The following is an 18,831-nucleotide window of genomic DNA, read 5'->3' as shown; positions in this document are numbered from 1 at the left end:
TGGGCGGATTCGTCCGGTTAAATATTCAAAGCAGGCAAGGCCTTAACAATTTTCATCGTTGCCAAACTGACCGTAATCACGCGCTGGAACAGTTCCAACGGATAGCGCGGGTTGTGCATGGTTTCGATAGCCCAGTCGTTGGCGTCGTTGACGATGCCGCTGTCTTTGTCGGTTTTGACGCATTGCCGCTCGACCACCCAATCCAGCGCCGGTTTGCCGTTGACCACGTAGTCGTAAGCTTCCAGCGGAATGCCGGTCAGAGTAATTTTGGCGTTGTAATGCAGCGTGGTCAGGTCTTTACTCCGTGCAGTCCCCCTCTCCCCCCGGGAGAGGGTTGGGGTGAGGGTGCCGTATTTCATCTTCTCGACCCGGTAATCGGCATCGGTTAATTGCGGATTGCCGACAATTTGCAACGGATACTTTTCGACGGTTTCGTAATGCAAATGTAGTTCCGCCAAGTCGCGCCCGGCCTTGGCAAACGCCCAAAAATCGGCAGCGGTTTTGACGCAAGGGATACGCGGCAATTCCTTGGCCAGATTGTCAGCATAGCGTTTGCGGTAATCCGGCGAATGCAGCAGGCCGTAATCGATCAGGTTAAACTGGTTGCCGGTAAATGATCTTGAAGCCGTGACCAGTTTCCCGACTGGCGCGGCTTTTTTGTTGGCTGCCATCCTGCCTCCTTACGCCATTCGCTCGATCAAGGCGCGGATGTCTTCGACGCGCCAAGCCGTTGTTCGAAGACTCAGCTTGACGAGTTTAGGGTAGCGCCCGCTTTTGACTCCATCCCACCAAGTTGACTTGGAAACGGGAATGATCGGCGGAATGGGTGGCTCGGCTTTTGGATTGCCAATAATTTGCGGCAGGCGTAAATAGCCGGTTTGGGGTAGTTGGTGCATAGTGGATTATCTCCGTCCAATTAAAGACGGGACAATCCTATATCGATCAAGGTGACGGTTTTCTGTCTAAATGCGTGCTATGCCATTTAAATTTTACAATAAACGGTTTAGCCGTTTTTCCTAAACGGTATCACCTGAGCGCCGGCGTTCGTCTAAGTATTGCGCCGGTTGTAGGCGGCTCAGACTTGATCGCGCGGGGCGTGGGCGAGCCGGCGCTCGATTGCGTCTGGACTCCATCCCTGTTCATTCAGCAAGGTTGATGCAATAGTGCGGAATCCGTGCGCCGTTTGGATAGTTGAGTCATAGCCCAGCGTTATTAGCGCCGTCCTAATGGTGTTATTCGACATTGGCCGCCCGTCGCCGCGACTGGAAGGGAAAACATATTGCCCGTCTCCGGTTAATGGTTGGATGGCCTCCAGGATTTCTAAGGCATGCCGGCTCAACGGCACAATATGATGAAAGTCGGTTTTGCTGATGTAAGGCCGCCATTCCTCCGCCACCAAATCCACATCATCCCAAAGCATTTGGCGGATTTCGCCGGGGCGCTGAAACAGCAATGGGCTTAGCCTTAACGCCATCTGCACAACATAGGTGCCTTGATAGGCGTAAATATCCCGCAACAATTGCCCAACCTGCTTGGGGTCGATAATCGCGGCCCGGTGCCTTACCTTTTGTGCGGGTATCTGTTTTGCTACAGGTTGCGCCGGATCGTAGTCGGTGAAGTTGTGAACAATGGCATAGGCAAATATTGAACTGATTTCCGCGTGTAGCCGGTGCGCCGTTTCAAGCTGCTGTTTGTCGATCATCGGCTTTAAGACTGCCAGCACATCGGCGGATTTAATTTCCTTGATGGGTTTATCACCTAGCAAGGGAAAGGCTAGGCGTTCGATCCTGCTGGTTTTCTTGGCGTGGGTGGTTGCGGTTGTCAGGTGGGCGATTGACGCCAACCATTGCCGGGTAATATCGGCGAAACTGTCCAGGATCGGTAAGCCTTCCTTTTGCCGGTCTTGGTTTTGTTTGGCAAGTTGCTTGGCTGCTTTTTCTTGCCGCCTGATTTCGCCGGGGTCGATACCTTCGGCGATTTGCTGCCGCGCTTCCTCCGCCTTCCGCCTGGCGTTTTCCAGAGTGGTGGCCGGGTATTCACCAAAGCCAAGGTAATTTTTCGTGCCATCGCGTAGACGATAGAAAAATGTCCAGCGTTTCGTGCCGTCTGGCTTCACCTTCAGTGCCAAGCCGCCGCCGTCACTGATCGAATAGTCCTTGTCTTTGGGCTTGGCCGCCCTGTAAACCGCGTCTTTATTGAAATTCAGCGCCATTTTGCCATACCGAAACCCTTACTCGCCCCGATATGGCTCTCAGTATGGCAAATTCGCCCGGATTCTGGCAAATCTAGCCGGATTCTATCGGACATAAAAAACCCGCGAAGCCTTGTAACTTGCGGGTTTTTGGATTGTATCGGGTTTCTTAAAACCCTAATTTGGTACGACAGCCGGTCTTGAATTCATTTGCAATAATTTGATTTGCAACAACATTCAATTTTGATGCTTCACCAGTGTCACTCTGGGTGTCACATTTTTAGCTTTTACCCGCTCTTGTCGCGCTAAACCCCTACTTCTTTTTTATTCTATCGCAGTTTATTCCGGTATATCTAAACACTCTAAAATAGACACTACTCGAGCAGAACATCATTTAACCAATCAACCAACGCCGCGCCCGGATGGGTGGCCGCGCCATAATCGCCAATTTTCGTTCACTAGGCCTGTTCACGCCCCGTTGCTTCATTTTATGTTGCGGTTTGCTGTTGTATTTGCCTTTCAAGGCCGTGAATTCTTTAAGCGTGGGTGTTGCGTTCGGGGTGGCGTTTTTGAGTATTTCCGTTCGTACCGTTTTCGTACTTTTGCGTACTTTATTCCGGTAACACGTCATCCAGCCAATCCACCAGGGCCGCGCCCGGATGGGTGGCCGCGCCATAGTCGGCAAGTTCCCGCTGAAGCCTTGCCATTAGCTTTGGTCCGATTTCAATATCCAATCGCCGCACGCCGTGCCGCCTGTTGAGTTCTCGCCGTTCGCGTTGGTATTCGGCGGATGTTTTAAAACTGGATGCGGCCATAATCGTTATTCCTCCGTGCCGTTGAAACTGGTGTTTTATTCACCGGTATGACTTCGCTTTTGCTTCGGTCGGTTTCCATTCAAAGCCGCCCGCTGTTTGCCGGCTTCGGTCTTGGGGCCGGTACTGCATCCGCCATGCCATTTGCAGCGGCCATTGGCGAAAATCGCCTTTTGCTGGCAAGGTGTGCCGGCTCGGGTTTTGGCGCCGCAAGTCATATCGCGAAACTCCGCGGGGAAAGGTTCGCGAACTGGCGGCGGATACTGATAGCCGCGCTCGCGCCATTCGGCAAAGATGGCGTCATGGCGCCGGCAATAGGCTTTAAGCTGCTTTCTTAGTTCCGGTGTCGTCATTAGTACGCTGGCCGAAAAACGGCGATTTTGATGGCTACCAGCCTGGTTACCATGTTTTGGATACCTATCTACAACCTTGCCTTACCATGACTTCAACATTCGGCAAATTTGCCGGAAGTATCCATTCTGCCGCGTGCGCGTGGGTCTGCTATCAGATCAAGCGGAAAATTTGCCGCTTGTTTCGATTCTGCCGCGTGCGCGTGGATCTGCCGATTGGCTAAATTGGTTATTACCGTAGCCGCTTTGTGAAAACCCAAGGCTATTTTAAGACAAGCCAAGTTATTGATTGTTATTCTGAAAATCTAACTGACTCCCCGCAATCTCCCCGTAGTCATCAAGCGTCAAATTCCGGTGAGCATTGAATAACAACATCCCGGCATCGGCCAGCAATGCTAAGGCTTGCTGCCGTCGCCTATCGCTCGGACTTTCAACGGCAAGCCATGCCATCAAAACCTCTTCGGCCAAGTCGCTTAACGCCTTCAATTCGGCTTCAATCATGTTTTGCGCTCCATTGGTCGCACTCGTGCAAGGTATCCGCCCACCAACACGCGCCAAAGGGTTGCACGCCAACACTGCAAACACCCGCGCCGCCGCCGTGTTGGTGGTAGCTCTGGAAGTGATTACAGGCCTTGCAGGTAATTGGTTTGGAAACTGTAGTTTTCTGGAGTAGCTGGTTTTGCGGTTGCGTGTGTCTTTTTTCGAGTGTTACCGGTGTTACTGGTGTTACCGCCAGAAATGGCGCGGCCTGTAGCGGTAACACCTCGATTTTTGCAGGTGTTACCGGTGTTACCGTCTTTAGGTAATAATCCAGAACGCTACTCAGCATCGCTATTGAACTGAATCACGTAAAACCAGCTTGTACCGCCGCTATGCTTAACCTGTGTAACGGTTTTCGATCTTCCAGGTATTAACACGCCTTGAGTAGCTAACAATCTCGCCGCCTGTTTGCTGTCAGCGTTGCCTATGGCCTTTTTAAATCCTGCGGTACTGAATAGCCATTGCCGCACGCCTTCAACCTCGCGCCAATATCCAGAACGCTCACCGTATAAGCGGGTGTCGTCGGTGGTGCTGGTAAAGCGGGCATCGCCATAGAGTTCAACATAATGCCGGACAGTATCCACTAACTGCTTAGGCTCAAGCTCACCCTTGCCACGATGGTTTCGCCATTGTTTAAAGCACTGTAGCGCGGCATCCATCGCCGTGCGTTCAGTCCAGCCTGTAATGCCGTATTCCGTCGCCAATTCGCCCGCCATACCGATTAAGGCAAACGCACGCGCCGCCCGGCCTTCCTGCGGGGATAATGCGCCGTTTTGCTTTTCAATCACCGCGACAAACTGGCTAAGAGTCTCGGCAAAGTCGCGTTTATCGCGGGTGAGTTTCTCCAGATAGGCAATGCCCGCCGTGCCGTAATAACGCGCTGAATTTTGCGCCAGCAAGGCGGAAAAGGCCCGCCCTGACTCACTACCCTGCAAATCATTGAACGCGCCATAATCGCCGAATATGGGCAGTTGTAGGAATCGCACCAGCTCGCCAGCCTTGGCAATAATGCCCGCTTTGAGTAAATGCGCCTCGATAGATTCTTCGCCATTGGATAGGACAGATACGCGCCAGTTATTTGTTGCACGCGCGGAACCGTTCGCGGTCGCTCGTTGTTTACCGATACCATTCGCCAGCATATACAGCGACTTGCTTACCTCGTTGGCATCGGCCTTGCTCATTTCATCCAGGCATAACAGTCCATCATTAACGCCTGTAGCCGCTGATTCCAAACCGTTCGCGGTGGCTGTCCAGGATCGATTAAACCGTTTCGGTTCGCCCCATACACTGCCCGCCAATAGCATGCCGCTGGTTTTGCCTTTGCTGGATTCGCCAAAAATATGCACGCCGATACCGTCAACACTGCATTTTTCCAATAATGCGCCGCTAAAAGCCTGAGATACCGCCAACACTAACAACGGATTGCCGGGGCAATATCGCGCAACATGGTTTTGCCAATCGTCAAGGCTCCCGGCCTGCGTGTAGGCATCTAACGCCTTGGCACTATCACTCTGATACATTACAGACTCGGCATTGTCGCCAATCACTTGGTTGGGCAAGACAAAAACACCATAAAACCAGCCACACGCCGAAGCCGTCCAAACCGTTGCCTTGGGTCTTTGCTCGCTAATGTATTCGGCAATTCTGGCGCGCTGCCTGTAGTTAATCTCCAACCCCGAATCAAACAACTCACGTTGCAATTCATCACCACGGCCAGCCAATAACTTGCTAGGCATATTCCAGCGTTTAGGGTGTTTCAATTTATCGACAAACTCTAGAACCTGTCCAAACTCGCGGCCTTGCTTGTTTCTGGCTGTAGCCGTTACGCGTAAAGGCCCGCACAATCGAACATCAACCGGCGCGGGTGGTTCCTCCCTCGTGGCTTTGCTCATGTAATGCCAGTAAACACCCGGCGGCCATTTTGACTTCGGCCCGCACCAATCATCATAAACGCGATAACAATCTCGTTCTGTTGCTGGTGGGAAAGGATGTTTATCGGCTCCGACTGGCTCTAAGTTGGTTTCGTTTTCCGGTTTGGTAACACCGGTAACACCTTGGTTTTTTGTGGTGTTACCGCTGGAAGCCGCGCCGCTGTAAGTGGTAACACCGGTAACACCAGTAACACCGCGTTTTTTCGAATTGCGTACAGCCTTAGCCATGCAAGCCCCCTACCAGGAAAAACCAGGGGGCTAGGTGATGAATAACGGCTTTGATTCGATAATCGATCAGGTTAAACTTGCTGCCGTTGAATGATTTTGTAGCTGCTTGAGGCTCGCCCGCCCCGGTGGCTATTTTTTTGTTTGTCATCCTGCCCCCTTACGCTGCGCGTTCGGTTGCAAGTTGCTCGATTAAGGCGCGGATGTCCTCGACACGCCATGCCGTTGTTCTGGCAGACAGTTTGACGGGTTTAGGGAAACGTCCGGTTTTGACGCCATCCCACCACGTAGATTTTGAAACGGGAATAAGCGGTGGGGTTGGTGGTTCGGCTTTGGGGTTACCGATTATTTGCGGAAGGCGTAAATAGCCAGTTTGTGGTAATTCGAGCATTGCGATACCTCTAATGCGGTGGTCGCTCTGCCAGTGATGCGATAACAGCGGACACGGCAAAGCAAATTAAACATAAGTTCAAGTTGCGCTTGCCTCGCGTCGGCTGTGTAGCGTCTGAGAGGGTTAGCGAGATTCGCTTTATCCCTGTCGAGGGTATCAGCGGATCAGTGACTGCTATAATATAACATCCACAAAAGATTGTCCAAGTTAGTTTTATCCAGTCCGCTTAAATGGGATTACGTCCGCACCTCTTTTAAGTCCATCCAGGTAATCCGCCCAGCTTTGCATCATTCGCCGCCGTTCGTCCAGGTATTGCGCCCGGTTATAGGCCGCCCGTACTTGATCGCGCGGCGCGTGGGCAAGCTGGCGCTCGATTGCATCTGGACTCCATCCCTGCTCATTCAGCAAGGTTGATGCAATAGTGCGGAATCCGTGCGCCGTTTGGATGGTTGAGTCATAACCAAGAGTTATCAACGCCGTCCTGATGGTGTTATCCGACATTGGCCGCCCATCGCCGCGGCTGGAAGGGAACACATATTGCCCGCCGCCGGTTAGTGGTTGGATCGCTTCCAGGATTTCTAAAGCCTGCCGACTCAACGGCACAATATGATGAAAGTCGGTTTTGCTGATGTAAGGCCGCCATTCCTTCGCCACCAAATCCACATCATCCCAAAGCATTTGGCGGATTTCGCCTGGGCGCTGAAACAGCAATGGGCTTAGCCTTAACGCCATCTGCACAACATAGGTGCCTTGATAGGCGTAAATATCCCGCAACAATTGCCCAACCTGCTTGGGGTCGATAATCGCTGCCCGGTGCCTTACCTTTTGTGCGGGTATCTGTTTTGCTACAGGTTGCGCCGGATCGTAGTCGGTGAAGTTGTGAACAATGGCATAGGCAAATATTGAACTGATTTCCGCGTGTAGCCGGTGCGCCGTTTCAAGCTGCTGTTTGTCGATCATCGGCTTTAAGACTGCCAGCACATCGGCGGATTTAATTTCCTTGATGGGTTTATCACCTAGCAAGGGAAAGGCTAGACGTTCGATCCTGCTGGTTTTCTTGGTGTGGGTGGTTACGGTTGTCAGGTGCGCGATTGACGCCAACCATTGCCGGGTAATATCGGCGAAACTATCCAGAATCGGTAAGCCTTCCTTTTGCCGGCCTTGATTTTGTTTGGCTAGTTGCTTGGCTGCCTTTTCTTGCCGCCTGATTTTGCCGGGGTCGATACCTTCGGCGATTTGTTGCCGCGCTTCCTCCGCCTTCCGCCTAGCGTTCTCTAACGTGGTTTCGGGGTACACACCAAAGCCTAGTTTGTTCTGCTTGCCGTCTGCCCTATATCTAAAAACCCATCGTTTTACGCCATCGGCTTTTATGACCATTTCCAAACCGCCGCCGTCCTTGATTGTGTAATCCTTTTCTTTTGGCTTGGCTGCCCTGTAAACCGCGTCTTTGTTGATTTCGATTGCCATAATGTGACACCAGCTTTTAAAAAATGTGACACTGGAAAGCGTCATTAGCTCAGTGTCACTCTCAGTGTCACACATTGGGCCGGATTCTGGCAAATTTAGGCGGATTCCATCGGACATAAAAAAACCCGCGAAGCCTTGTAACTTGCGGGTTTTTGGATTGTATCGGGTTTCTTAAAACCCTAATTTGGTACCGACGGCCGGACTTGAACCGGCACGACTTGCGTCACCACCCCCTCAAGATGGCGTGTCTACCAATTTCACCACGTCGGCATTAACACTTATTGCGCGGCCGGCTTTTCGACTTCTTTGATAGCCGGAGCTTCGGGGATTTTGGCGTCGACTACGCCCGGCACAGCCGCAGGAATCTCGGCTGAGCTCTGCGGTAACGGCAATTCGGATTTAGCGGGTTCTGCCGCCGGAGCCGATTCCAGAACGATGTCGGTCTTTTTACCTTGGTAACCGCTCATCATCGCCAAACCCAAGCTGGTCATGAAAAACAACGTTGCGAAAATTGCCGTGGTTCTGGACAGGAACGATGCGGAGCCCTGGGCGCCGAATACCGAACCGGATGCGCCGCCGCCGAAGGTGGCTCCCGCGTCTGCGCCCTTTCCTTGTTGCATCAGCACCAAACCGATGATGCCTATACCCAGGAAGATATGAATAATTATTATAATTTGGTACAACATAAAGACCTTAATCGGATGGAACTAAACCGAATGGCAGATTTGCAGGAAGCCTTTGGCATCGAGAGATGCACCGCCCACCAAACCGCCATCAATGTCCGGCATTGCGAACAAACCTTTGGCATTATCCGGTTTGACGCTACCGCCGTATAAAATTTGTACTTTCTCGGCAATGGCAGGATTTCTGTCCGCGATGCGTTTGCGAATGTACTGGTGCACTTCTTGCGCTTGCTCGTCGGTCGCGACTTTACCGGTACCAATTGCCCAAACCGGTTCGTAAGCGATGACCGCTTTTTCGAACGCTTCGATGCCGGCTTCGGCGATGACGGCGTCCAATTGCTCGTCGACGACTTGGAAGGTTTTGTCTTGTTCGCGCTCTTCCAGGGTTTCACCCACGCACAGTACCGGCACCACGCCTTTGCTCAAGGCTTGAGCGAAACGTTTGGCGACGGATTCGTTGGTGTCGCCGTAGTAGCTGCGGCGCTCGGAGTGGCCGACCAGGGCATATTTGCAACCGATATCGGCCAGCATCGCGGCGGACACTTCGCCGGTGTAGGCACCGGACGCTTGGTCGGCGACATTTTGCGCACCCAAGGCGATTGGCGAGGATGCCAATACAGTGCGGATATCTGACAGGTAGACAAATGGAACGCAGACTGCAACTTCTTGTTCTACATTACCCAGGCCGTCGGCCAAGGCTTGCGCAAGCTTTTGCCCCTCTTCCCGAGAGCCGTTCATTTTCCAATTCCCCATAATCAAAGATCGACGCATTGCACCCTCCAAGCTAAATAAGACCGCATATCATATCGGGATAAGCCGGCTTATTCAAGCCGCAATGGCCTTCTTCACGTCGGCCGCCAACTGGTTGGCGTAGCGAGTGACGTCATCTTCGTCGACGCCTTCCACCATCACCCGGATTAACGGCTCGGTACCGGACGAACGCAGCAACACGCGGCCTTTGTCGCCGAGTTTTTTTTCGACGGCTTCGACGGCTTTCTTGATGCTGTCGATTTCCTCGATTTTGACTTTCTTTTCGGTTCTGACGTTGACCAGCACTTGCGGGTATTTCTTCATGCCGGATTTCAGATCGCGCAAGCTTTTGCCGGTGCGCTGCATTTCTGCCAGCACTTGCAGCGCGGCAACGATGCCGTCGCCGGTCGTTGTCTTATCCAGACAAATGATATGGCCGGAACCTTCGCCGCCCAACATGCCTTTGTTCTCCGTCAGCATTTCCATCACGTAACGGTCGCCGACCTTGGCTCGCAACAGTTGCAGGTTCAGCGCGTTCAAAGCGTGTTCCATACCCAGATTAGACATCAAGGTCCCTACCACCGGCCCCAGCAATTTGCCTTCATCGAGCCGCGATTTAGCAATGATATAGATCAGTTCATCGCCGTCGACGATTTCGCCTTTGTGGTCGATCATGATGACGCGGTCGCCGTCGCCGTCCAGCGCAATGCCCAAGTCGGCACGGTATTCCAGTACCTTGCCCGCCAAATAATCCGGTTTGGTGGCACCGCACTCGTCGTTAATATTCAGGCCGTCCGGTTCGGCGCCTATCGTCACCACCTCGGCGCCAACCTCGCTGAACACGTGCGGCGCGATATGGTAGGTGGCTCCGTTGGCGCAATCGATGACGATGCGCATGCCTTTGAAGTCCAGATGCGGCGGCACCGTGGCTTTGCAAAATTCGATATAACGTCCGGCGGCATCGCTGATGCGTTTAACCTTGCCCAGTTTTGCCGACTCCACGGTCGTGATCGGCGCATCCAGATATTGTTCGATTTGGTGCTCGACTTCGTCCGGCAACTTGGCGCCGTCGACCGAGAAAAATTTAATACCGTTATCGTAATACGGGTTGTGCGACGCGCTGATGACAATGCCGGCCCTGGCCCGCAAGGTTCTAGTCAAGTAGGCTATGCCCGGCGTCGGCATCGGCCCCAGCATCCGGGTATCGACGCCGGCGGCCGACAATCCGGCTTCGAGCGCCGATTCGAACATATAGCCGGAAATACGGGTGTCTTTACCCACCAAGACGAAGCCGCTACCTTCCCGAGCGAACACTCTGCCGGTGGCCCAGCCCAGTTTCAACATGAAGTCGGCGGTTATCGGATATTCGCCAACCTTGCCGCGAATACCGTCGGTACCGAAATATTTTTTTGCCATTCTCGATCTACCTTGTTCAAACCCAAAAAAAAGAGAGGCCGAAGCCTCTCTTGTTCCATGCGGCGATATCAGCCTTGCTCTGCGGCGCCGCCTATCGATTCGCCATCGCTTTTTTGATCCCAATGGTCGCTTTTCCGCTCGTCGCTGGGCGACGGCGTATCGTCCCAGCCCTTGGGCTCGCGCACCGGTTTTCTGGACATTAAGTCGTCGATTTGGTACTTGTCGATGGTTTCGTACTTCATCAACGCTTCTGCCATCGCGTGCAGAATGTCCATGTTTTCCTTCAGAATCGTTTCGGCACGCTCGTAGTTGCGGTCGATGATCGAACGGATTTCTTCGTCAATGGTATGCGAAGTTTCCTCGGCAACCGATTTGTGCTGAGTCACCGAACGGCCCAAAAAGATTTCGCCCTCTTCTTCGCTGTAAGCCAAAGGCCCCAGGCGTTGCGACAAGCCCCATTTGGTCACCATATTACGCGCCAGCTCGGTAGCACGCTCGATGTCGTTGGAAGCGCCGGTCGACACTTCTTCCCAGCCAAAGATCAGCTCTTCGGCGATGCGGCCGCCATACAGGCTGGAAATCATGCTGTCCAGCTTGCGTTTGCTGGCGCTGTACTGGTCGCGTTCCGGCAAAAACATCGTCACACCCAAAGCCCGGCCGCGCGGCATGATGCTGACCTTGTACACCGGATCGTGGTCCGGCACCAAGCGGCCGACGATAGCGTGGCCGGCTTCGTGGTAGGCGGTCATTTTCTTTTCTTTCTCGTCCATCACCATCGAGCGCCGTTCGGCGCCCATGATCAGTTTGTCCTTGGCTTTTTCCAAATCGACCATGCTGACCAAACGCTTGTTGAAACGGGCGGCGAACAATGCCGCTTCGTTGACCAGGTTAGCCAGATCGGCACCGGAAAAACCCGGCGTGCCTTGGGCGATGTACTTGACTTTGACGTCATCGGCCATCGGGACTTTCTTCAAATGCACGTTCAGAATTTGCTCGCGGCCGCGAACATCGGGCAAACCGACCACTACTTGGCGGTCGAAGCGGCCGGGACGCAACAAGGCTTTGTCCAGCACGTCGGAACGGTTGGTCGCGGCGATGACAATGATGCCTTCGTGGCCTTCGAAACCGTCCATTTCAACCAGCAACTGGTTCAAGGTTTGTTCCCGTTCGTCGTTGCCGCCGCCCAATCCGGCACCGCGGGACCGGCCTACTGCGTCGATCTCGTCGATGAAGATGATGCACGGCGCATGCTTTTTGGCCTGCTCGAACATGTCGCGCACCCTGGAAGCACCGACGCCGACGAACATTTCGACGAAGTCCGAACCGGAAATGGTAAAGAACGGCACTTTCGCTTCGCCGGCAATGGCCCGGGCCAGCAAGGTTTTACCGGTACCCGGCGGTCCGACCATCAGCGCGCCGCGCGGGACTTTACCGCCAAGGCGCTGGTATTTGGCCGGATCTTTCAGAAAGTCGACCATTTCCTGTACTTCTTCCTTGGCTTCGTCGCAACCGGCCACGTCGGCAAACGTGACTTTGTTTTGATCCTGATCCAGCATCCGGGCTTTACTCTTACCAAAACCCATCGCGCCGCCGCGGCCGCCGACGCCACCACCCTGCATCTGCCGCATGAAGAACACCCAAACCGCAATCAGCAGCAGAATCGGCCCGAACGACACGAATATCTGCATCAGCATCGACGGCTCTTCCGGCGGCTGCACGGTGATTTCGACACCGTTCGCCAACAGGTCGTCGATCAAATGCGGATCGTTCGGCATATAAGTCTTAAACTTATCGCCGGTGTGCATACGGCCTTTGACCGTGTTGTCGGAAATCGCGACCTGCTGCACTTGGCCGGCCTTGACCGCGTCAATCAGTTGCGAATACGACAAATTGGCATCGCTGCGTACCGCCCGCGACCCGAAGTTGTTGAATACGGCCATCAATACCACCGCGATGACCACCCACAAAACCAAATTTTTAATCATATCGCTCAAGTTACGCGCTCCGGCCGGGAATGGCCACCATATTTAAAAACCGAGTAATTGTATCAGGAGTACTCGCACCCTACCGGCAAGGACCGCCTGGAATCGAGGCTGTTCGCCGGCTTATTTAAAACCTTTCGCCAAAATGTAGACTTCGTTGCTGCGTGCCCGCGAAGCCTTGGGCTTTCTGATAGCAACGCTGTTGAATTGCTGCCGCACTTGATTATAGTACTCGTCGAAACCGGCGCCCTGGAACATTTTTATCAAAAACGTCCCACCCTTTACCAAAATCCGCTGCGCGGCATCTAATGCCAATTCGCCGAGATAGATGGAGCGGGGTTGATCCATTTCCCTGCTACCGCTCATATTGGGGGCCATATCCGACAATAACAAGTGCACCGGCTCGCCATCAAGCACTTTGTACAATTCTTCCAGGACTTCGTCTTCCCGAAAGTCGCCTTGAATGAATTCGACCCCCTCGATCGGTTCTATCGGCAATAAGTCCAGCGCAATCACCTTGCTTTTTTTGCCGACGATTTTGCTGGCGTACTCCGACCAACCTCCGGGCGCCGCACCGAGGTCGACTATATTAATACCAGGCTTGATGATTTTGTCTTTTTCCTGAATTTCGATCAGCTTGAAAACCGCCCGCGAGCGATAACCCAAAGCCTGGGCCTTCTTGACATATTCGTCCTGGAAATGTTCCTGCATCCACTGCTGGCTACTTTTGCTGCGTGCCATATTTTCTATTCGTGTAAAATCGCTCGGTTTTATAAAGTCAAGGAAACTGCGTGAATCCCATCCAAAAGAAAAAACTCAAAGCCCAGGCGCATGCCCTGAATCCGGTGGTGATCATCGGCCAGGCGGGCTTGACCGAAGCGGTACTGAAAGAAATCAACGTCGCGCTGGATGCGCACGAACTGATCAAAATTAAAATCCGCGCCGAGCGGGATGAACGCGCCGTTATTTCCGAGCAAATTTGCGCCGAAACCAAAGCCGAACTGATTCAGTCTATCGGCCAAATTGCTGTGGTTTACCGGCAAAATCCGAAAAAATAGCCTATTGGGGAGGCAGCGCCTCCCCGCTCGCTCCGGCTAAATATATTTGACCGAAATAATCTCGTACTCGACATCGCCGCCCGGCGCCTTCACCGTCACGACATCTTCGACTTCCTTGCCGATCAAAGCCCGCGCAATCGGCGATCCGACCGAAATTCTGCCTTCCTTGATGTTGGCTTCGTCTTCGCCGACGATCTGGTAAGTCACAACCTTACCCGAATCCAAATCCTCGATTTCCACGGTCGCGCCGAATACGACTTTGCCGTTGGCGTCGGTTTTGGTCACGTCGATGATATTGGCGTTGGACAATTTACCTTCGATTTCGGCAATCCGCCCCTCGGCGAAACTTTGTTGTTCCCTAGCCGCATGGTACTCGGCGTTTTCTTTCAAATCGCCGTGCTCGCGGGCTTCGGCAATGGCCTGGATAATTCGCGGCCGAATCACGGTTTTCAATTCCTCCAGCTCGGCGCGCAGCTTATTGGCGCCAGCCACCGTCAGCGGAAATTTTTGCATTTACTGCTCCCCTTTTTTCTTTATCCGTTAAAACTGTTATGCAAATCTTGCAAGCAATTGACGTCGCCGGCATCGAGCTCGCCCAGCGCGTAGCAAGCCGCTCTGGCGCCGGCCATCGTCGTGTAGTAGGTGACCTTACGCTGCAGCGCTTCGCGCCGCATCGTGAATGAATCCGCAACCGCTTTCGCGCCGTCGGTCGTGTTGATGACCATCTGGATCTCGCCGTTCTTGATCATATCCACGGTATGCGGCCGGCCCTGGTTGACCTTGAACACGTCTTTACAAGCGATACCGGCCTCGCGCAACACGCGCGCGGTACCCGGAGTCGCGACGATTTCGTAATTTTTGGCGATCAGCATATTCGCCAATTCCGGCAACTTGGGTTTATCCGCATCGCGAATACTGATCAATACCTTGCCGCTATGGCTCAAATCCACGCCGCAAGCCCGTTGCGACTTGGCAAAGGCTTCACCGAAGGTTTTGCCGACGCCCATCACCTCGCCGGTGGATTTCATCTCCGGCCCCAGCAACGGATCGACGCCGGGGAATTTGATGAACGGAAACACCGCTTCCTTGACCGAGAAATACTCAGGAATGCGCTCCTCGGTAACACCCTGTTCTTTCAACGACTTACCGACCATGCAGCGCGCGGCGATTTTCGCCAACGGATAACCTGTGGCTTTCGACACGAACGGCGCGGTACGCGAAGCGCGCGGATTCACTTCCAGCACGTATACGGTCTCGCCTTGAATCGCGAACTGGGTATTCATCAAACCGCGCACACCCAATGCTTCGGCCATCTTCGCGACTTGGGCGCGCAATTGATCTTGCAAATGCGCCGGCAAATCGTAAGGCGGCAGCGAGCACGCCGAGTCGCCGGAATGCACGCCGGCCTGTTCGATGTGTTCCATCAAGCCGCCGATCAACACGGTTTCGCCGTCGTAAATCGCATCGACGTCCATTTCCACCGCGTCGTCCAGGAACCGGTCCAGTAACACCGGCGAATCGTTCGACACGCTGACGGCTTCTTTCATGTAACGGCGCAGGCCGTCTTCGTTGAACACGATCTCCATCGCCCGGCCGCCCAACACATAGGATGGACGCACCACCAGCGGATAGCCGATTTCCTTTGCCGAACTGACCGCCTGCTCGACCGAACGCGCGGTGGCGTTGGGCGGTTGCAACAGATTCAGACGCTCCAGCAATTTCTGGAACCGCTCGCGGTCTTCGGCCAAATCGATCGAATCCGGTGAAGTGCCAATAATCGGCGCGCCAGCCGCTTCCAAGGCCCGTGCCAGTTTCAGCGGGGTTTGGCCACCGTACTGCACAATCACACCCTTGGGTTTCTCCAGGTCGATGATTTCCAGCACGTCTTCCAAGGTCAACGGCTCGAAATACAAACGGTCGGAAGTGTCGAAGTCGGTCGAAACGGTTTCCGGATTACAGTTGACCATAATGGTCTCGTAACCGTCCTCGCGCAGCGCCAAGGCGGCATGTACGCAGCAATAGTCGAATTCGATGCCCTGGCCGATCCGGTTCGGACCGCCGCCCAAAATGACGATTTTTTCCCGATCCGACGGCTTGGCTTCGCATTCCTGCTCGTAGGTGGAATACAAATAAGCGGTGTCGGAAGCAAACTCCGCGGCGCAGGAATCGATACGCTTGAACACCGGCCGAATGCCTTTCTTGTGGCGGACGTTGCGTACTTCGGATTCCTTGGTTTCCAGTAATTTCGCCAAACGTTTGTCGGAGAAACCTTTGCGTTTCAACCGCAGCAATTCGCCCGGCTCCAATGTCGCCAGGGTTTTGGTCGACAAGGCTTTTTCAGTAGAGATCAAATCCTCAACTTGGGCCAAAAACCAAGGCTCGATTTTGCAGGCCTGGTGGATTTCTTCGAAACTCAAGCCGCTACGAAACGCATCGGCCAGATACCACAAGCGTTGCGGCCCCGGATAGCGCAGCTCGCGCAGAATGATGTCCTGCGCGTTCGGATCGCTCAAATCCGCCACTTCGTCCAAGCCGTCAACGCCGACTTCCAGTCCGCGCAAGGCTTTTTGCAGCGATTCCTGGAAGGTACGGCCGATCGCCATGACTTCGCCGACCGATTTCATTTGCGTGGTCAGCCGGTCGTTGGCTTGCGGGAATTTCTCGAACGCGAACCGCGGCACCTTGGTGACGACATAGTCGATAGTCGGCTCGAACGAAGCCGGCGTCGCTCCGCCGGTGATCTCGTTACGTAGTTCATCCAAGGTAAAACCGACCGCCAGTTTCGCCGCAACTTTTGCAATCGGGAAACCGGTGGCTTTGGAGGCCAAGGCCGACGAACGGCTGACCCGCGGATTCATTTCGATGACGATCAAGCGGCCGTTATCGGGATTGACGGCGAACTGCACGTTGGAACCGCCGGTATCGACGCCGATTTCGCGCAATACCGCCAGCGAGGCGTTGCGCATGATTTGGTATTCCTTATCGGTCAAGGTTTGCGCCGGCGCCACGGTAATCGAGTCGCCAGTGTGCACGCCCATCGGATCGAAATTTTCGATGGAGCAGACGATGATGCAATTGTCGTGGCGGTCGCGCACGACCTCCATTTCGAATTCCTTCCAACCCAGAATCGATTCCTCGATCAACAGCTCGTTGGTCGGCGACAAATCCAAGCCGCGTTCGCAAATCTCGATGAATTCCTCGCGGTTGTAGGCAATGCCGCCGCCGCTACCGCCCATCGTAAACGAGGGCCGGATGATGGTCGGATAGCCGACTTCTTCCTGAGCGGCAAAGGCCTCTTCCATACTGTGGGCAACTTTGGACTTGGCGACTTCCAAGCCGATCTTGCGCATGGCCTGATTGAACAGGTCGCGATCCTCGGCTTTGTTGATGGCTTCTTTACTCGCGCCGATCATTTCCACGCCGTATTTGGCCAGCACGCCGTGCTTGTCCAACGCCAGTGCGCAATTCAGCGCGGTCTGACCGCCCATAGTCGGCAGGATTGCGTCCGGGCGCTCCTTCTCGATGATTTTTTCCACCGTTTGCCAGTCGATCGGCTCGATGTAGATAGCATCGGCCATGTCCGGATCGGTCATGATCGTGGCCGGATTGGAGTTGACCAGAATCACCCGGTAGCCTTCTTCGCGCAACGCTTTGCAGGCCTGGGTGCCAGAATAGTCGAACTCGCAAGCCTGACCGATGACGATCGGTCCGGCGCCCAGTAATAAAATCGATTTTATGTCGGTTCTTTTTGGCATATCACTCTGTAAAAACTGGGCTTAACGGGACTGGTCCATCAACGCAATGAAATCGTCGAACAACGATTCCACATCGTGCGGTCCCGGACTGGCTTCCGGGTGGCCTTGAAAACTGAAGGCCGGCACGTCGGTTCGGGCGATACCCTGCAGGCTGCCGTCGAACAGCGAGACGTGGGTGGCTTTAAGATTGACCGGCAAACTGTCCGGACTGACCGCAAAGCCGTGGTTTTGGCTGCTGATCATGACTCGGCCGCTCGCCAAGTCCTGGACCGGGTGGTTGGCGCCGTGGTGGCCGAATTTCATTTTCTCGGTTTTGGCACCGCTGGCCAGTGCCAGCAACTGGTGGCCCAGGCAAATGCCGAACACCGGTACTTTTTTTGCCAAGATAGCCCCAATCGCCTCGATTGCGTAATCGCAAGGCTCCGGGTCGCCGGGGCCGTTGGACAGGAACACGCCGTCCGGATTCAGCGCCAATACCTCGGCCGCCGGGGTTTTGGCCGGCACCACCGTGACGCGGCAGCCGCGGTTGGCCAACAGCCGCAAGATATTGCGTTTGACGCCGAAGTCGTAAGCGACGACATGCTTGGCCAAATTCGGCGCGGCTCGATGGCCCACGCCCAATTGCCAGACATTTTCGCTCCATTCGTAGGCTTGGTCGGTAGTGACTTCCTTGGCCAAATCCATCCCTTGCAACCCCGGAAAAGATTCGATCGCTTGGGTTGCCGCGGCAATGTCAACCGTCTCGCCGGCCATGATGCAGCCGCGTTGCGCGCCTTTATCGCGCAACAACCGGGTCAGTTGGCGCGTATCGATATCGGCGATCGCCACCACGTTGTGCCGTTGCAGATATTCGGGCAAGGTTTGTTGCTGGCGCCAGCTACTGGCCAACAACGGCAAATCGCGAATCACCAAGCCGCTGGCGAATACTTTCGCCGATTCGTCGTCTTCGGCATTGGTACCGACGTTGCCGATATGCGGATAAGTCAGCGTCACGATTTGTCTGGCGTAGGAAGGATCGCTGAGGATTTCCTGGTAACCGGTCAGCGCCGTGTTAAATACCACTTCCCCGACGGAACAGCCATCGGCGCCGATCGACACGCCGTGAAACGCAGTCCCATCTTCTAATACCAGTAATGCGGGTTTATTCAAGATTGGCCACCTTAGATGTAGAAAACGGGATAAGCCTTGCGGCCGATCCCGTTCCGGAGAGATAAAAACAGCGAGATTTTACGAAATTATGCTTGTTTGGTCATTAACAATTTTCCGAAATGGTGCACACC

The 18,831-nt window shown here is 54.1% G+C and carries 19 protein-coding genes and 1 tRNA gene; 1 reads left to right on the top strand and 19 read right to left on the bottom strand.

Annotated elements, in window-relative coordinates; translation table 11 throughout:
* Positions 1–17: 17 nt before the first annotated feature.
* The 16 genes from MKFW12EY_RS04900 to rlmE all read right to left on the bottom strand — a co-directional run bounded on the left by MKFW12EY_RS04900 (position 18) and on the right by rlmE (position 13,479).
* Positions 18–671 (bottom strand): type ISP restriction/modification enzyme, encoded by a 654-nt coding sequence (locus MKFW12EY_RS04900; protein WP_221054099.1) that lies wholly within the window; start codon positions 669–671, stop codon positions 18–20.
* A gap of 9 nt (positions 672–680) precedes the next feature.
* Positions 681–896, bottom strand: coding sequence for a helix-turn-helix transcriptional regulator (locus MKFW12EY_RS04895; RefSeq protein WP_082409913.1), 216 nt, complete (start codon positions 894–896; stop codon positions 681–683).
* A gap of 179 nt (positions 897–1,075) precedes the next feature.
* A complete protein-coding gene (locus MKFW12EY_RS04890; protein ID WP_221054098.1) occupies positions 1,076–2,212 on the bottom strand; it encodes a tyrosine-type recombinase/integrase in 1,137 nt (378 codons plus the stop codon).
* A 590-nt stretch (positions 2,213–2,802) separates the two neighbouring features.
* Positions 2,803–3,006 (bottom strand): hypothetical protein, encoded by a 204-nt coding sequence (locus tag MKFW12EY_RS04885; RefSeq protein ID WP_064042719.1) that lies wholly within the window; start codon positions 3,004–3,006, stop codon positions 2,803–2,805.
* Between the two features lie 35 nt (positions 3,007–3,041).
* Positions 3,042–3,221, bottom strand: a complete 180-nt coding sequence (locus MKFW12EY_RS23250; protein ID WP_054763574.1) for an HGGxSTG domain-containing protein — start codon at positions 3,219–3,221, stop codon at positions 3,042–3,044.
* A gap of 414 nt (positions 3,222–3,635) precedes the next feature.
* Positions 3,636–3,854 carry a hypothetical protein gene (locus tag MKFW12EY_RS04875; RefSeq protein WP_157199620.1) on the bottom strand — a complete coding sequence of 73 codons (219 nt, stop codon included), beginning with the start codon at positions 3,852–3,854 and terminating at the stop codon, positions 3,636–3,638.
* Positions 3,855–4,171: 317 nt separating this feature from the next.
* Positions 4,172–6,052 carry a DUF927 domain-containing protein gene (locus MKFW12EY_RS04870; protein WP_221054097.1) on the bottom strand — a complete coding sequence of 627 codons (1,881 nt, stop codon included), beginning with the start codon at positions 6,050–6,052 and terminating at the stop codon, positions 4,172–4,174.
* The gene (locus tag MKFW12EY_RS04865; RefSeq protein WP_157199617.1) at positions 6,045–6,200 is read right to left on the bottom strand and encodes a hypothetical protein; all 156 of its coding nucleotides are present in this window, start codon (positions 6,198–6,200) and stop codon (positions 6,045–6,047) included. The genes MKFW12EY_RS04870 and MKFW12EY_RS04865 overlap by 8 nt, the downstream gene beginning before the upstream one ends.
* Before the next feature lie 9 nt (positions 6,201–6,209).
* Positions 6,210–6,440: a helix-turn-helix transcriptional regulator gene (locus tag MKFW12EY_RS04860; RefSeq protein ID WP_082409992.1), complete on the bottom strand. Its 231-nt coding sequence runs from the start codon at positions 6,438–6,440 to the stop codon at positions 6,210–6,212.
* A gap of 213 nt (positions 6,441–6,653) precedes the next feature.
* Entirely contained in the window at positions 6,654–7,907 is a 1,254-nt protein-coding gene (locus MKFW12EY_RS04855; protein WP_221054096.1) for a tyrosine-type recombinase/integrase, read from the bottom strand.
* Between the two features lie 185 nt (positions 7,908–8,092).
* A tRNA-Leu gene (locus MKFW12EY_RS04850) sits at positions 8,093–8,177 on the bottom strand.
* 8 nt (positions 8,178–8,185) lie between these two features.
* Complete coding sequence (gene secG, locus MKFW12EY_RS04845; RefSeq protein WP_054763107.1) at positions 8,186–8,593, bottom strand: preprotein translocase subunit SecG; 408 nt, start codon at positions 8,591–8,593, stop codon at positions 8,186–8,188.
* A 21-nt stretch (positions 8,594–8,614) separates the two neighbouring features.
* Positions 8,615–9,361, bottom strand: coding sequence for a triose-phosphate isomerase (gene tpiA, locus MKFW12EY_RS04840; RefSeq protein WP_054763111.1), 747 nt, complete (start codon positions 9,359–9,361; stop codon positions 8,615–8,617).
* A gap of 54 nt (positions 9,362–9,415) precedes the next feature.
* Entirely contained in the window at positions 9,416–10,756 is a 1,341-nt protein-coding gene (glmM, locus tag MKFW12EY_RS04835) for a phosphoglucosamine mutase (RefSeq protein ID WP_221054095.1), read from the bottom strand.
* A gap of 68 nt (positions 10,757–10,824) precedes the next feature.
* Positions 10,825–12,741, bottom strand: coding sequence for an ATP-dependent zinc metalloprotease FtsH (gene ftsH / locus MKFW12EY_RS04830; RefSeq protein ID WP_197484960.1), 1,917 nt, complete (start codon positions 12,739–12,741; stop codon positions 10,825–10,827).
* 120 nt (positions 12,742–12,861) lie between these two features.
* Entirely contained in the window at positions 12,862–13,479 is a 618-nt protein-coding gene (gene rlmE / locus MKFW12EY_RS04825; RefSeq protein WP_054763108.1) for a 23S rRNA (uridine(2552)-2'-O)-methyltransferase RlmE, read from the bottom strand.
* A gap of 50 nt (positions 13,480–13,529) precedes the next feature.
* Between rlmE and yhbY the strand changes: the two genes are divergently transcribed.
* Positions 13,530–13,796: a ribosome assembly RNA-binding protein YhbY gene (yhbY, locus tag MKFW12EY_RS04820; protein WP_054763109.1), complete on the top strand. Its 267-nt coding sequence runs from the start codon at positions 13,530–13,532 to the stop codon at positions 13,794–13,796.
* A 36-nt stretch (positions 13,797–13,832) separates the two neighbouring features.
* Here the strand turns inward: yhbY and greA are convergent, their stop codons facing one another.
* Genes greA through carA form a run of 3 tightly spaced genes read right to left on the bottom strand, consistent with a single transcriptional unit; the run spans position 13,833 to position 18,700 of the window.
* Positions 13,833–14,309 carry a transcription elongation factor GreA gene (gene greA / locus MKFW12EY_RS04815; protein ID WP_064020763.1) on the bottom strand — a complete coding sequence of 159 codons (477 nt, stop codon included), beginning with the start codon at positions 14,307–14,309 and terminating at the stop codon, positions 13,833–13,835.
* A 20-nt stretch (positions 14,310–14,329) separates the two neighbouring features.
* Complete coding sequence (carB, locus tag MKFW12EY_RS04810) at positions 14,330–17,551, bottom strand: carbamoyl-phosphate synthase large subunit (RefSeq protein WP_221054094.1); 3,222 nt, start codon at positions 17,549–17,551, stop codon at positions 14,330–14,332.
* Between the two features lie 21 nt (positions 17,552–17,572).
* Complete coding sequence (carA, locus tag MKFW12EY_RS04805) at positions 17,573–18,700, bottom strand: glutamine-hydrolyzing carbamoyl-phosphate synthase small subunit (RefSeq protein ID WP_221054093.1); 1,128 nt, start codon at positions 18,698–18,700, stop codon at positions 17,573–17,575.
* Positions 18,701–18,831 lie beyond the last annotated feature (131 nt).

It is taken from the genome of Methylomonas koyamae (assembly GCF_019669905.1).
Taxonomy (GTDB): domain Bacteria; phylum Pseudomonadota; class Gammaproteobacteria; order Methylococcales; family Methylomonadaceae; genus Methylomonas; species Methylomonas koyamae.
This window is presented reverse-complemented; position numbering and strand designations above follow the sequence as displayed.

Coding starts and splice junctions, on each gene's coding strand:
- MKFW12EY_RS04900 (WP_221054099.1), bottom strand. CDS start 671: ATGGCAGCCAACAAAAAAGCCGCGCCAGTCGGGAAACTGGTCACGGCT.
- MKFW12EY_RS04895 (WP_082409913.1), bottom strand. CDS start 896: ATGCACCAACTACCCCAAACCGGCTATTTACGCCTGCCGCAAATTATT.
- MKFW12EY_RS04890 (WP_221054098.1), bottom strand. CDS start 2,212: ATGGCGCTGAATTTCAATAAAGACGCGGTTTACAGGGCGGCCAAGCCC.
- MKFW12EY_RS04885 (WP_064042719.1), bottom strand. CDS start 3,006: ATGGCCGCATCCAGTTTTAAAACATCCGCCGAATACCAACGCGAACGG.
- MKFW12EY_RS23250 (WP_054763574.1), bottom strand. CDS start 3,221: ATGACTTGCGGCGCCAAAACCCGAGCCGGCACACCTTGCCAGCAAAAG.
- MKFW12EY_RS04875 (WP_157199620.1), bottom strand. CDS start 3,854: ATGATTGAAGCCGAATTGAAGGCGTTAAGCGACTTGGCCGAAGAGGTT.
- MKFW12EY_RS04870 (WP_221054097.1), bottom strand. CDS start 6,052: ATGGCTAAGGCTGTACGCAATTCGAAAAAACGCGGTGTTACTGGTGTT.
- MKFW12EY_RS04865 (WP_157199617.1), bottom strand. CDS start 6,200: ATGACAAACAAAAAAATAGCCACCGGGGCGGGCGAGCCTCAAGCAGCT.
- MKFW12EY_RS04860 (WP_082409992.1), bottom strand. CDS start 6,440: ATGCTCGAATTACCACAAACTGGCTATTTACGCCTTCCGCAAATAATC.
- MKFW12EY_RS04855 (WP_221054096.1), bottom strand. CDS start 7,907: ATGGCAATCGAAATCAACAAAGACGCGGTTTACAGGGCAGCCAAGCCA.
- secG (WP_054763107.1), bottom strand. CDS start 8,593: ATGTTGTACCAAATTATAATAATTATTCATATCTTCCTGGGTATAGGC.
- tpiA (WP_054763111.1), bottom strand. CDS start 9,361: ATGCGTCGATCTTTGATTATGGGGAATTGGAAAATGAACGGCTCTCGG.
- glmM (WP_221054095.1), bottom strand. CDS start 10,756: ATGGCAAAAAAATATTTCGGTACCGACGGTATTCGCGGCAAGGTTGGC.
- ftsH (WP_197484960.1), bottom strand. CDS start 12,741: ATGATTAAAAATTTGGTTTTGTGGGTGGTCATCGCGGTGGTATTGATG.
- rlmE (WP_054763108.1), bottom strand. CDS start 13,479: ATGGCACGCAGCAAAAGTAGCCAGCAGTGGATGCAGGAACATTTCCAG.
- greA (WP_064020763.1), bottom strand. CDS start 14,309: ATGCAAAAATTTCCGCTGACGGTGGCTGGCGCCAATAAGCTGCGCGCC.
- carB (WP_221054094.1), bottom strand. CDS start 17,551: ATGCCAAAAAGAACCGACATAAAATCGATTTTATTACTGGGCGCCGGA.